This is a genomic window from Nocardia wallacei (assembly GCF_029868745.1).
Lineage (GTDB): Bacteria > Actinomycetota > Actinomycetes > Mycobacteriales > Mycobacteriaceae > Nocardia > Nocardia wallacei_B.
This window is the reverse complement of record NZ_JARWOP010000312.1, coordinates 1-12121: the sequence shown is the minus strand read 5'-3', so window position 1 is coordinate 12121 and position 12121 is coordinate 1. Positions and strand designations below refer to the sequence as shown.

Below are 12121 nucleotides of genomic sequence, written 5' to 3'. Positions count from 1 at the left end.
GTCGCAGCAGCCGGGTCGGTGACCCGCCGAGCAGGAGCCGACCGTCCGCGAAGCGCCGGACACCGGGATCCAGCCGCACCCTCATGGCATGAATCCCCCGTCGGCATGAACGACACTGCCTGTGACACAGGCGGATTCGGGTGCGCAGAGCCAGGCGACCACGGCCGCCACCTCCCGCGGCTCCAGAATCCGGTCGAGCAATTGGTGCCCGGCGAAGTCGTCGACGCTGTCGAGGTCGTAGAGTCGCGCGGATTCGGCCAGCAGATCGGTGCGAGTCGAACCGGGGGAGACGGCGACCGCGGTGACCCCGGTGCCCCGCAGATCGTGGGCGAGCCCCTTGACCAGCCCGACCACCGCGTGCTTGGCGGCGTTGTACCCCGCCAGCTGCCACATGCCGTGATGCGCCGCCACCGAGGCGAGCGCGACGAACCGGCCCGTCCGCGGCGCGGGCCGCCGCAACAGCGCGGGCACCACGGCCCGAGCGAGATTCGCGACTCCGTGCACCCCGACCTCGAACATCGGCTCGAAGTCGCGACCGCCGGTCTCCCACAGCGGCCGCCCGCCGCCGGTGACCACTGCCGCTGCCGCGACGGCCGCGTCGACGCGGCCGAACCGTTCTTCCGCCCGCCGCACGATCTCGATCAACGTGGCCACGTCCCGCACGTCGGCCACCTCGTCGACCACGGTTCCGTCATGCGCTCCCGCCACCGCGCGCAACTGTTCCCGGGTGCCGAGCGGGTACGGCACCAGTGGATCGTCGGCACAGCGGTCGATCGCCACGACCCGCCAGCCCGCGCCCGCGAGCCGGTGCACGGTCGCCGCGCCGATCCCGCGAGCGGCGCCGGTGACGAGGGCGACGGGCGCGTCGGACATCAGAGTCCCCGGGTGAACCCGTCGGGAATCACGACGTCGTCCGGACCCAGGTCGTGTATCGACGAGTGCCCGAGGCCGTAGAGCGTCGAGTCGATGCCCTGGCGCAGCACCTCCAGCACGTTGTGCACCCCGTGCGACCCGGCAGCGGCCATGCCCCACAGGTAGGGGCGGCCGATCATCACGGCGCGCGCGCCGAGGGCGAGCGCCTTGACGACGTCACCGCCGCGCCGGACGCCGCCGTCGAGCAGCACCTCCACCTGATCGCCGACGGCCCCGGCGATCCCGGGCAGCAGCCGGATGGTCGCGGGCGTGGAGTCGAGATTGTTGCCCCCGTGATTGGAGACCGAAATCGCGGTGGCGCCGATGTCGACGGCGCGCTTCGCGTCGTCGGGCCGGCCGATGCCTTTGACCAGGAACGGCCCGTCCCACTGCTGCCGCAGCCAGGCGAGGTCGTTCCAGGTGGGCGGCGAGGTGCCCATCCATTCGCCGTACGCGCCGAAGAAGGTCGGGCCCTGCTCACCGCGCGGCACCAGGTTCGGGGTGGTCAGATCGGGCAGACGCCCGGAGCGCGCGAACCGCCACAGCCAGCCGGGCCGCGCCAGTACCTGCGGTGCGAAGCTCAGCGCGGTCTTGACGTCGATCCGTTCCGGCAGCGCCGGGCTGCCCCAGTCGCGGGCCGAGGCGAAGACCCAGTCCAGGGTCACGATGACGCCCTTGGCTCCGGCCGCGCGGGCGCGCTCGAGACGCGCGGTCATCGCGTCCTTGTCGCCGAGCCAGTACACCTGGAAGAACGTCTTGTCGTTGGCGGCGACGACCTCCTCCACCGGCTTGGAACCGAACGAGGACAGCCCCAGCGCGGTGCCCGACTGCGCCGCGCCGCGGGCCACGCCGACCTCGCCCTCCGGGTCGACGGCCTGCACACCGGTCGGCGAGCAGATCACCGGCAGCGAGATCTCCTGTCCCAGTACGGTGGTGGACAGGTCGCGAGTGGCGGGCAGGTCGGCGATGTGCGGGCGGAAGCCGAGTTCGGTGAAGGCCGCGGCATTGTCGTCGAGCGTGACGCCGGCCTCGGAACCCGCCAGCAGCGCCAGATATACCGATTTGGGGACGCGTTTCTTCGCCCGCCGCTGCGCCTCGGCAACGGACTCGAACCAGTCTTTCGTGCTTGCCATCGTGAAAGTCCTTGTCTGATAACGGCTTACCGGAGCCCGGCCAGCGGGCTGGTGTCGCAGGCCCGGTCGGGGGTCGCGACGGGGCGGGTCGAGGGCATGCCGAGGGTGACCGCCCGCCGGGCGCCCGTGCGGGAGTGGTCCTTGTCGGGTTCGGGCCGCGCGCCGACCGCCGCGAGCGCGGATTCGGCGTTGCCGCGCACACATTCGGGGTCCGGGCCGTCGAGCGGGAGGCCGGTGAAGAATTTCGCGGCCATGCAGCCGCCGCGGCAGGAGTCGTAGGCCGAACACGACGCGCAGCTGCCGCCGGTCTGCGGGGCGCGCAGCCGGGTGAACAGTTCCGAGGTCCGCCAAACGCTCTCGAAACCGCCTGTGTCGCGGACATTTCCGGCGAGGAACTCGTCATGGATGGCGAACGGGCAGGCGTAGACGTCGCCGACCGGGTCGATCAGGCAGACCACGCGGCCCGCGCCGCACAGGTTCAGCCCCGGCAGCGGATCGGAGCCCAGCGCGTTGAGGTGGAAGAAGGAGTCCCCGGTGAGTACGCCCTCGCCGTTGGCGACCAGCCAGTCGTAGAGCTGCAACTGCTGGTCGGCGGTGGGGTGCAGATCGTTCCAGACGTCGGCGCCGCGTCCGGACGGGCGCAGGCGGGTGATGCGCAGCTGCGCGCCGAAACGGTCGGCGATGGCCTTGAATTCGTCCAGCTGGCCCACGTTGTGGCGGGTCATGACGACCGAGATCTTGAAGTTCTCGAAGCCGGCGGCGGCGAGGTTCTCCATCGCGCGATAGGCCGTGGCGAACGATCCCTGCCCGCGGACCGCGTCGTTGACCTCGGCGGTCGCGCCGTCGATGGAGATCTGCACATCGATGTAGTCGGACCCGGCCAGCTTCCGCGCGCGCTCGGGGGTGAGGCGAACACCGTTGGTGGAGAACTTGACTCCGACCTGATGATCGACGGCGTAGTCCACCAGTTCCCAGAAGTCCGAGCGGACGGTGGGCTCACCGCCGCCGATGTTGACATAGAAGACCTGCATCCGCTGGAACTCGTCGATGACCGCCTTGCATTCGGCCGTGGTCAGCTCGCGCGGGTCGCGGCGGCCCGATGACGACAGGCAGTGTTCGCAGGCCAGGTTGCAGGCGTAGGTCAACTCCCACGTCAGGCAGATCGGTGAGTCGAGGCCATATTCGAAGTGTTCCACCAGTTTCATGGGTCGTCCTGTTCGCGTTCAGCGGGCGGTACGGGAGCGGAGAATGCCCGATTCGCACAGTCCGGCGAGGGCACGCAGATAGCGGTCGCGGTCGGCGGCGGGGACCTCGGCCGCGTCCAGGGTGCTCAGCACGTCGGGGTGCCGGTCGAGTTCGCGCACCACCGTGACCAGCAGTGGCGTCTTCAGAAAGGAGAGTCGCCGGGTCTCGAAGTCGTAGACCAGCGCTCCGAAGGGTTCGGGCCGCAGCGACACCGACCCCGCCAGACGGTAAGGCAGGGCCGGGTCGAACGCCGCCGGGTCAGTAGACACCGCACATGCCGTCGATCGAGACATCCTCGACGAGCAGGTCTTCCTCGACGAGGGCGTCGTTGTCGGCGACTACTGTTCGGTGGGCGGTCTGGTCGCTCATGGCTCCTCCTGTGGAGTCGGGTCGGACGGGTGTGACCGCCAGCATAATGACACCGGGTGACAAATTGGAAGGGTGATGGCGGAAAAAAGATCGGCCGCAAGCGGCGCACCCGCCAACCGCCCAGGTCGGCGGCGCTCGACGAATGCCGTCGAGCTGGAGCGGGCGGCCTTCGAGCTGTTCGAACGCGACGGGTTCGAGGCGACCACCGTGGAGGACATCGCGGCGGCGGTGGGCATCAGCAAGCGCACCTTCTTCCGCTACTTCGAGTCCAAGAACGACGTCGTGTGGGGCGATTTCGGCGGGCAATTGGAGGTGATGCGCGCCCATTTCGCGCGCTGCGCGGAGGAGCAGCCGCTCATGGAGGCGGTGCGGACGGTGGTCGTGGAGTTCAACCGGTTCGACCCCGCGCAGGTGCCCTGGCATCGCAAGCGGATGGAACTGATCCTGAAGGTCCCTGCCCTGCAAGCGCATTCGACGTTGCGCTTCCGGGAGTGGGGCGAGGTGGTGGCGGATTTCGCCGCGGCGCGGCTCGGGGTGCCCGCCCGCGAACTGATTCCGCAGTCGATCGCGCACGTCGCCCTCGGGGTGGCGATCGCGGCGTACGAGTACTGGCTGACGCGGCCAGGGGCGGAACTCGCCGACATCATGGATCAGGCGTTCCGCGACCTGGCCGCGGGATTCGACGTGGGGGAGCGTCGTTAGCGGTCAGCCGCGGGCGTCCTCGATCAGTGCGGTGAGCACCTCGAAACTGTCGTGCGCGGCGACACCGGCGACGGCCCGCTCCACGCCGACCCTCGACACCTCGAACGGCTGCATCCGGTCACCGGCCTCGGCGGTGCAGACGGCCGCCAGATAGAACTCGGTGATCGCGGCCCGGTACAGCGTCCAGAGCCGTTCGCCGTCGACGGCGACACCGGCGGCCTCGAGCCGGGACACGTACCGCCGCACCAGATCTCGCTCGATCGTGCGAAGCAGGCCGGGCTCCACCGAGGCCGTCGCGAAGTAGGCGACATCGCGGATTCCCGCGCCCGCCGTCGCGATCTGCCAGTCCAGGAATCCGGGGCCGTCGTCGGTGAAGAACAGGTTGCCCAGATGCGGATCGGCGTGGATCAGCGTCCGTGGCTGCGCGGCCCAGAAGGCGTCGATGTCGGCGCTGCGCTGATAGAAGATCCGGCACTGGCGGCGCATCTCCGCCGGGACGAGATCGGCGCTGTGCCCGGTGATCTCGGCCAGGAACCGCCGGCGGATGAGGTCGCCGAGGCGGATGTCGGCGGTCGTGCGGCTGGCGAGCGGCCGCAGATCGCCCGCGAATCGGTCGGTGTCCCAGAACGCGGCATGCAGATCGCCCAGCGCATCGATGACGGCCTCCGCCTCGGCCCGGGTGACGGTGTCGACGACCGTGCGGAACCGGGCCGTGGCCGAGAGGTCCTCGAGCACCAGGACGGTGCGCCGCCGGAACCGGTCGGACTGCGCGACATAGCATTTCGGGACCCGCACGGGTGGTTGTTCGCCCAGTGCGCGGTAGGCCAGGATCTCGTGGAGGCCGAGACCGAAGACGTTCATCAGGACGTGCTGCAGATAGTTGCCGGGCGGCAGCTTCACGAACAGGTGCGCCGGGATATCGCCGGACTCGCTCTTGACGGCGATCCGGGCGCGCGCGGCCGTGCCGGAGTGCGCGTCGAGTACCTGCACCGAGGTGAGTGCGCCCGGCGGCAGGCCGAGCGCGTCGCCGAGCCAGCGCTCGGTCACCTCGTCGATGCGCAGCGGGATGGTCCCGCCGGGCAGGACGCGGTCGAGCCCGGCCCGGACCGCCTCCCGGGTAGCCATGCCCAGTGCGGACGCCGTCGCGAATACCTGCGAGACCACAATCCAGCCTTTCCGTGGTGCGGCACAACCGGTTCCGGTCGCGGCCGCGTGGATGTGATCCTCAGTTCTACCGCCCGCCGGTGTTCTGCGCTTGCTGACGGGCGATCCGCTCGTCGTGATTGCGGACCAATTCGCGGAATCCGATCCGCTTCCATTCCGGTTTCGGCTGCACGCCCCACTGGTCGCGGGCGGTGGTCTGGCCCGCGGCCTCGGGCTCGCCGCCCAGGGGCGGTGCGGTGAAATCGCCCTGTTCGCATTCGAGGGTGTCGTCGGAATAGCGGACCTTCATCATCTCGTCGCAGATCTCGCTGATCGACAGCGTCGGCCAGCCGTACCAGAGCGCGAGAGCGGGCACGGTCAGCGAGCCCTCGATGACGAGTGCGATCAGGCAGACGAGAATGCCGCGCCGCAGCCAGGTGTGCATGCGCGCGAACGGCGCCGTCGTCCCCAGCGGCAATTCCCGCTCCGCTGCCGTGTCGTCGGCCGGTGTCTGTTTACTCATGATGTTCTCCTGGAACACGGAGGATGCCGAAATCGGTCAGTCGGAGAAGATTTCGCGATTGACGGTGTGGAGATAGGGAATCGCCAGGAACGGCGTGATGTAGAAGATGTCGTACAGCCACCAGCCGGTCACCGGCAGCACGACGCCGTGGAATCGCACGTCGGCGTACATGGTCATGTTCACGACGTAGCCGATCCAGATCACCACCCCGAACCAGCAGGTGAGGATCAGCCACTGATGCCCCCACCGCTTCATCTGCAGGAAGGCGATGGCCGCGGCGATGCGCATCGGGAAAACCGTGAATATCAGCGCGACCTCCCATCCCTTCTCGCCCGGCGCGCCCGCGCCGCCGATGGCCAATTCGTTGTAGTGCCAGAAATATCCGGCGTCGACGAAATTGCCCCACGCGGTGAAGAACACGCGAGTCACCAGGGTGTGGTTGGCGAACAGATCCAGCACCCAGCCGATGCTGTTGAGAAAGGCGTCGAGAATGACGAGATAACCGATCAGGGTGACGATGATCGGCCGCACGGAGAGCCCCGCCCGCTGCGCCTTGCGTTGCAGCCACACGCCGCGCAGAAAGAACGGCAGGCCGATGAATCCGAAGATGAACGTCCCCATCAGCGCGGTGCCCGCGGTGAGCCATTGGTCGGCCCGGCGCTGGGCGCGTCGGCTCTCGTCGTGGTGTTCGTCGTAACCGACGGTGAATGCCGGCATATTCATGGCGCACCTACCAATCCCGGGTCATGTACATCTGCAATTGGATGAGGAACATCGCGAGCAGGAATCCGTAGATGGCGATCTGGAAGACGATCAGGGCCCGGCGGCGCCGGCGATCTTGTTCGTTCATGGGACCTCCTGTGCTGAGTTACACCGGCGACTCGTCCGCGGCGGGCAGGGTGGCCGCCGCGATCTCCCGCAGGCCTTCATGGATGGCGCCGTCGCTGCTCAGCGGCGCCAGGACGCAGGCTTCGGCGGCCTCGCGTTCGCCGGCGCCGGCGGTGATCAGGCGCGCGGCGGCGACCAGCACGCGCGTGGACGGCGGTTCGAAGTGGAAGACGGCGTCCGCCTCGCGAATCATGGTGGCGCAGTAGACGAGTCGCCGCGCGACGGCGGAGTCGACGCCGGACTCCGCGACGACCACCTCGGCCTCCCGGTCCGGCGGCAGGTAGTTCATCGCGAGGGTGACGAACCGCTGCCGGAACGACGGCTTCAGCTCCTTGAGCGAGCCGCGGTAGGCCGGATTGTAGGAGCAGACCAGCTGGAACGGCTCGGGCGCGGGCACCACCTCGTCGGCGCGATCGAGGTACAGGGTGCGCCGGTGATCGGTGAGCGAGTGCAGGATCGCCAGCGAATCGTGGCGGGCCTCCGCGACCTCGTCGAGGTAGCAGATCGCCCCGGCCTTGACCGCGCGGGTCAGCGGACCGTCGCGCCAGGCGACATCGCCGCCGGAGACCAGGAACCGGCCGACCAGATCCGAGCTGGTGAGGTCGTCGTGGCAGCTGATGGTGACCACCGGCCGGCCGAGCAGCCGGCCCATGTGCTCGACCAGGCGGGTCTTCCCGCAGCCGGTCGGTCCGGTGAGCATGACCGGCAGGCGTCGGCGATAGGCCTGTTCGAACAGCCGCACCTCGGTGCCGCCGGAGTAGTAGAGATCGGTGGCCATCTGCCCTCCTCGGTCGGTGTCGTCAGGACGCGATCAGTTCGCGGTGGAGGTGCGCGAGCGCACGGGGTAGTTCCTCCACCCGCCGGATCCGGCGTGATCGGCGCGGCCCGAACACCTCGGGGAGCGGATCGACGCGGGTGGGTCCCACGCCCAGGTAGTAGATCGAGACTCCGGCGTCGGCGGCCTCGGTCACGGCGTGCGCGACGTCGGCCCAGGCGTAGCGGCCCTCGTATCCTTCGTCGGACATCAGGCCGTCCCCGATCACCAGCAGCAGGCGGCGTTCGGCGGGCTGGTCGCGCAGGCGGTGGGTGAGGTGCCGCAGGGGCGCGCCGAGCCGGGTGTAGCCGCCGGTGCTCAGTCCCAGGCTGCCCGGGTCCACGAAGCCGGTGTCGTCGAAGTCCCGCAGGCAGCGCACCTCGACCCGGTGCCGGGTGTTACCGGTGAAGACGAACAGGCCGTGGGGTTCTCGCGCGAGGGTCATGGCGCGCGACAGGGCGTCCGCGCAGTCCAGTTCCAGCCGGAAGATCCGGCCCCCGTGCACGCCGAGGGAGGAGCTGCCGTCCAGCAGCACGGCCGTGGCGACGTCGCGGAATCCCGGCAGCAGATCGCGGAATACGCGCGGTTCCGGGACCGGGCCGCAGCGGGCGTCGGCGAAATGCGTGACGTAGCGGTCGATGTCGAGATCGCAGCCGTCCTCCAGGCCGCCGCGCACGACGCGGTGCGTGCGCTGTTCGAACCAGCGGCGGATGTCGGGGGAGACCGGCGCCACCGGCCGCGGCCGGGTGGGATGCCGCCGCTCCAACACGGCGACGTGATCACGCAGGAAGGTCTCGGTCCACAGATTCCATTCCGGATAGGGCAACCCGGCGCGCTGGTCGGCGCGGATCTCCAGATCCTCGTTCTCCGGCCGGCTCGGCGGGGGCAGGTTGGTGTTGCGGCTGCCGCCGTCGCCGCCGACGGGGACCGACATGACGCGGTAGGAGTCGCTGCGCGCGGAGGTCCACGGCATCCGGGCGTAGGTGCGCCGCGCGGCTACCGCCAGGGCGCCGCGGCCGGGCGCGGCCAGCGGCAGCGTGCCCAGCAGCGGGTCGCCGGGCAGGGGATCGCGGGATCGCGCCAGAACCATTGCGCGGTCCAGCATTTCGGAGCCGTCCAGATCGCGCTCGGCGATCTCGAGGCGGGGCAGGCGGCGGCGCAGTTCGGGCAGCAGGCCCGGCAGCCGGTCGGCGATCCACGCCGCGGCCACCCCGCCCTCGACGAGTGACAGCGCGCTCAGCTCGCGCGGCGACAGCTCGTGCAGGCGGAACCGCGCGACGCGGTCCTTCGACGGCGCGCATTGCAGTGCCACACCGCAGGTCAGCGTCGTGCGGGTCCAGTCGGCCGCGAGGGGCGGATACGGAACGTGCACGACGCGCCGGGTCGAGTTCAGGCCGAACCCGCGACGTGCACCGGTGACGAGCCGGACGCCTTCGCGTCGACGTGCGGAGAAGGCGACAGCAGTCAGGGCGCAACTGCGTTCGATCCTCGCCCCGCCGCCCGCGGTCATCGCGTGCTCCGGGGCGCGGGGGAGCGGCGGGTGGTCAGAAGGTGTTGATGTTCTTCATGACCCAGTACCAGAAGGCGATGATCAGCAGTACCGCGCCCCACGCGAGGGCGATGCGAACGAGGTCGACGAGCATGGTGATGTCTCCGTGACTGTCGGTGTGCGGCGCGGCTCATCGGGGCTCCAGGCTGCGCAGCACGGTGATGAGATAATTGTCGAGCGCGTTGTCGCGCAACGACTTCGAGCCCGACGTGGTGGTCAGCATGGCGTAGAGGCCGAGCAGGAAGAACACGGCGCTGTGGAAGGGGTCGACGGCGATCTCGGCCTCGCCGGCGGCACGGGCGCGCTGGATCTCCTCGACCACCAGCACGATCACCCGATGCCCGCGCCACTCGTCGTCCAGCGGCCGGCTGGGAGAGAAGTGGACCGCGAGGATCTCCTTGAACAGCACGCTGCCCAGTCGGCGCTCCAGCCCCAGGACCAGCTGAATCGTCTTCTCCAGCGCGGCTTTCAGGTCGTGCGGCCCGGCCAGGAACTCCGACAGTTCGTCGGCGATGCGGGCCTCCTCGCGCGCCTCGAGCTCCAGCAGCGCGTGCTCCTTGCTGGGGAAGTGGAAGTAGAAGGTGCCCCGCGCGACACCGGCCGCCTCGACGATCGCGCCGATATCGGCCTCGGCCACCCCGACGCTCTGGAACTCCGCGATGGCGGCGTCGAATACGCGGCGGCGGGTGCGCAGGCGCTGGGCCTCGCGGCCACGGGGCGCGTCCGATAGCTCGCTCATGAGCAGATTCCCATTCGATGGGCCGGAATCGATTCTCCGGCTTGGGGTTTCGATGCCGCGAGCGGAATTCGCGGCGCTGTACAGAACATACTGACAGATGTCACTGAACCGCGTCAACGAAATTCGCTAATCAGCTCACCGTGAGTTGCCGTAGCGGAGAATGGCATTTCCGCTCGTAGTCCGGCAGGGTCCGCGCCCGCCCGCGGGCGGGCGCGGGCATGGCACGGCACCGCGCGACGATCGTCGCGCGGTGTGATCGGGGAATGCTCGCGAGGAGCCTCAGGCGACCAGGTCGTCCCGGCCCAAGGGGGCGAAGAAGGCGTTCACGCCGGGCCCTGTCAGCACGTCGGAGAGCGCGACGAAATCGTAGCGCGTGCCGGAATCGGCCGGGACACGGCCGATCTGGGCGAGTTCCTCGTGCGCGCGGCCGGGCAGCAGCGCGCGGTGCAGCCGGATCAGGTCGGGGTCGAGCGTCCCGCCGGTCTGCTCGGCGTGTGTGATCATCAGGTGCAGGCACAGTTGCTGCGCCGGGGTGGTCGGGCGGGGATCGAGACCGAGCGAGAACGTCCGCACCAGGGTGTCGAAGGTCTGCTCGACGTAGTGCAGGAACACCGGCCGCGGGCTGTGCAGCACCTTCCCCCGCACTTCGCGCGCGAGCTCGCCACCCGCCGTGACCAGCGCATCTACCGTTCGAGGGGTGAGACCGGCGATTTCGAGGCCACTCATGACGTCTCCTAGCGCGAAAAACTCCGAACGGTGACACGAATCCGGGCCCACGGAGTCCGTGCGCCCGGAAACGGCATTCTTGTCCTTGTAACTGTAATTTATTCAGTATTCGGCCACAAGGGTTCGCGTAGATTCCGGGCCTCACATGAAGCGTCCGCCGGTGACCTCGAGCGTGGCGCCGGTCATGTACGACGACAGGTCGGAGGCCAGGAACAGCGCGACGCCCGCCACCTCTTCCGGCTCCCCGGCGCGCGCCATGGGAATCTCCGACATCTTCTGCTCCCAGACGGCGGCCGGCATGGCGGTGGTCATCGGCGTGCGGATCAGGCCGGGCTGGATCGCGTTGACCCGCACGCCGTGCCGGGCCGTCTCCTTCGCCGCGGCCTTGGTCAGCCCGACGATCCCGGCCTTGGCGGCCGAATAGTTGGTCTGGCCCGCCATCCCCACCTTGCCCGAGAGCGAGGAGAGGTTGACGATGCTGCCGCGCCCGCGTTCGCGCATGATGGCCGCCGCCAGGCGGGTGCCGTGCCAGGCGCCCTTCAGGTGCACGGCGATGACCTGGTCGAACTCGTCCTCGGTCATCGTGCGCAGGCCGGCGTCGCGGGTGATCCCGGCGTTGTTCACCATGATGTCGAGCGCGCCGAACTCGGTGACCGCCGTGGCCAGCAGCGCCTCGACGTCCGCGGCGCGGGTGACGTCGCAGCGCACCGCCCGTGCCACCTCCGGCCCGAGCTTGTCCCGCACGCCACCGGGCGTCAGGTCCCCGACGACGACCCGCGCGCCCGCGCGCACGAACGTCTCGGCGATGGCGAACCCGATGCCCTGGGCCCCGCCGGTGACGGCGGCGACCCGCCCGGTCAGTAGCGACACGGTGAATCCTCTTCAGTACTGGGTGGATCCGAGATCGACCGCGATCTGCGCGGCCGTGATGGACCGGGCGTCGTCACCGGCCAGCCAGCACACGGTCGCGGCCACGTCCTCCACCTGCGCGATGCCCTCGGGCAGGAACGGCGTGGTCATATGCGCCAGTTGCGGATTCGACTCGTACCCGCGGGTCAGCGCGGCCACCATCTCGCCGGTGCCCATCGGGGTCGCGACCGCGCCGGGATGCACGCTGTTGACCCGGATCGAGTGCTTGCCCAGTTCGGCGGCCAGCGCCCGGGCCATGCCGGTGAGGGCGTGCTTGCTGGCCGTGTAGTGCACCATGAACGGTTGCATCTTGATGCCCGCGGCCGAGCTGATCAGGATGATCGAGCCGCGGCGGCCGCCGTCGATGTTGTGCCCGGCGCCCCCGCCCACGGTGTTCCAGGGGCCGGGGACGTTGATGTCCATGGCATCCCGGAACGAGTGGGGGGGGGTGGCGTCCCCGGGGGCGGGG

General features: G+C 69.6%; 15 protein-coding genes. 1 reads left to right on the top strand and 14 read right to left on the bottom strand.

The genetic code is table 11. From position 1 onward, the window contains the following. Nucleotides 1-81 precede the first annotated feature (81 nt). Genes QH470_RS29050 through mftA form a run of 5 tightly spaced genes read right to left on the bottom strand, consistent with a single transcriptional unit; the run spans nt 82 to nt 3659 of the window. Entirely contained in the window at nt 82-873 is a 792-nt protein-coding gene (locus QH470_RS29050) for a mycofactocin-coupled SDR family oxidoreductase (protein WP_280275550.1), read from the bottom strand. Beyond that, nucleotides 873-2045, bottom strand: coding sequence for a pre-mycofactocin synthase MftD (mftD, locus tag QH470_RS29045; protein WP_280275549.1), 1173 nt, complete (start codon nt 2043-2045; stop codon nt 873-875). The genes QH470_RS29050 and mftD overlap by 1 nt, the downstream gene beginning before the upstream one ends. A 26-nt stretch (nt 2046-2071) precedes the next feature. Beyond that, nucleotides 2072-3250, bottom strand: a complete 1179-nt coding sequence (mftC, locus tag QH470_RS29040; protein WP_280275548.1) for a mycofactocin radical SAM maturase — start codon at nt 3248-3250, stop codon at nt 2072-2074. 18 nt (nt 3251-3268) lie between these two features. Further along, nucleotides 3269-3559, bottom strand: a complete 291-nt coding sequence (gene mftB, locus QH470_RS29035; RefSeq protein WP_040753321.1) for a mycofactocin biosynthesis chaperone MftB — start codon at nt 3557-3559, stop codon at nt 3269-3271. Then, entirely contained in the window at nt 3549-3659 is a 111-nt protein-coding gene (gene mftA, locus QH470_RS29030; protein WP_280275547.1) for a mycofactocin precursor MftA, read from the bottom strand. Before mftA ends, mftB begins: the two co-directional genes overlap by 11 nt. A 75-nt stretch (nt 3660-3734) precedes the next feature. Between mftA and mftR the strand changes: the two genes are divergently transcribed. Beyond that, entirely contained in the window at nt 3735-4361 is a 627-nt protein-coding gene (mftR, locus tag QH470_RS29025; RefSeq protein WP_280275546.1) for a mycofactocin system transcriptional regulator, read from the top strand. A gap of 3 nt (nt 4362-4364) precedes the next feature. On the opposite strand, the gene QH470_RS29020 is transcribed toward mftR, so the two are convergent. The 9 genes from QH470_RS29020 to QH470_RS28980 form a co-directional block, all read right to left on the bottom strand. Next, on the bottom strand, nt 4365-5525 hold the full coding sequence (locus QH470_RS29020) for a phosphotransferase family protein (protein WP_280275545.1): 1161 nt from the start codon (nt 5523-5525) through the stop codon (nt 4365-4367). Between the two features lie 67 nt (nt 5526-5592). Then, nucleotides 5593-6027: a hypothetical protein gene (locus QH470_RS29015; RefSeq protein WP_280275544.1), complete on the bottom strand. Its 435-nt coding sequence runs from the start codon at nt 6025-6027 to the stop codon at nt 5593-5595. Between the two features lie 36 nt (nt 6028-6063). Beyond that, nucleotides 6064-6750 carry a hypothetical protein gene (locus QH470_RS29010; RefSeq protein WP_280275543.1) on the bottom strand — a complete coding sequence of 229 codons (687 nt, stop codon included), beginning with the start codon at nt 6748-6750 and terminating at the stop codon, nt 6064-6066. 145 nt (nt 6751-6895) lie between these two features. Beyond that, complete coding sequence (locus QH470_RS29005) at nt 6896-7693, bottom strand: CbbQ/NirQ/NorQ/GpvN family protein (protein ID WP_280275542.1); 798 nt, start codon at nt 7691-7693, stop codon at nt 6896-6898. 22 nt (nt 7694-7715) lie between these two features. Further along, nucleotides 7716-9239 carry a nitric oxide reductase activation protein NorD gene (locus QH470_RS29000; RefSeq protein WP_280275541.1) on the bottom strand — a complete coding sequence of 508 codons (1524 nt, stop codon included), beginning with the start codon at nt 9237-9239 and terminating at the stop codon, nt 7716-7718. 169 nt (nt 9240-9408) lie between these two features. Continuing rightward, nucleotides 9409-10017, bottom strand: coding sequence for a TetR/AcrR family transcriptional regulator (locus tag QH470_RS28995; protein WP_280275540.1), 609 nt, complete (start codon nt 10015-10017; stop codon nt 9409-9411). A gap of 279 nt (nt 10018-10296) precedes the next feature. Then, nucleotides 10297-10743, bottom strand: coding sequence for a hypothetical protein (locus QH470_RS28990; protein WP_280275539.1), 447 nt, complete (start codon nt 10741-10743; stop codon nt 10297-10299). Between the two features lie 141 nt (nt 10744-10884). Next, complete coding sequence (gene fabG, locus QH470_RS28985) at nt 10885-11613, bottom strand: 3-oxoacyl-ACP reductase FabG (RefSeq protein ID WP_280275538.1); 729 nt, start codon at nt 11611-11613, stop codon at nt 10885-10887. Nucleotides 11614-11625: 12 nt separating this feature from the next. Beyond that, nucleotides 11626-12121: SDR family oxidoreductase (locus tag QH470_RS28980; protein WP_280275537.1), on the bottom strand; the 496-nt coding region annotated here is incomplete at its 5' end.

Excerpts from the sequence above, each read along its gene's own strand:
- QH470_RS29050 (WP_280275550.1), bottom strand. The coding sequence starts at position 873 with ATGTCCGACGCGCCCGTCGCCCTCGTCACCGGCGCCGCTCGCGGGATC.
- mftD (WP_280275549.1), bottom strand. The coding sequence starts at position 2,045 with ATGGCAAGCACGAAAGACTGGTTCGAGTCCGTTGCCGAGGCGCAGCGG.
- mftC (WP_280275548.1), bottom strand. The coding sequence starts at position 3,250 with ATGAAACTGGTGGAACACTTCGAATATGGCCTCGACTCACCGATCTGC.
- mftA (WP_280275547.1), bottom strand. The coding sequence starts at position 3,659 with ATGAGCGACCAGACCGCCCACCGAACAGTAGTCGCCGACAACGACGCC.
- mftR (WP_280275546.1), top strand. The coding sequence starts at position 3,735 with ATGGCGGAAAAAAGATCGGCCGCAAGCGGCGCACCCGCCAACCGCCCA.
- QH470_RS29015 (WP_280275544.1), bottom strand. The coding sequence starts at position 6,027 with ATGAGTAAACAGACACCGGCCGACGACACGGCAGCGGAGCGGGAATTG.
- QH470_RS29010 (WP_280275543.1), bottom strand. The coding sequence starts at position 6,750 with ATGAATATGCCGGCATTCACCGTCGGTTACGACGAACACCACGACGAG.
- QH470_RS29005 (WP_280275542.1), bottom strand. The coding sequence starts at position 7,693 with ATGGCCACCGATCTCTACTACTCCGGCGGCACCGAGGTGCGGCTGTTC.
- QH470_RS29000 (WP_280275541.1), bottom strand. The coding sequence starts at position 9,239 with ATGACCGCGGGCGGCGGGGCGAGGATCGAACGCAGTTGCGCCCTGACT.
- QH470_RS28995 (WP_280275540.1), bottom strand. The coding sequence starts at position 10,017 with ATGAGCGAGCTATCGGACGCGCCCCGTGGCCGCGAGGCCCAGCGCCTG.
- QH470_RS28990 (WP_280275539.1), bottom strand. The coding sequence starts at position 10,743 with ATGAGTGGCCTCGAAATCGCCGGTCTCACCCCTCGAACGGTAGATGCG.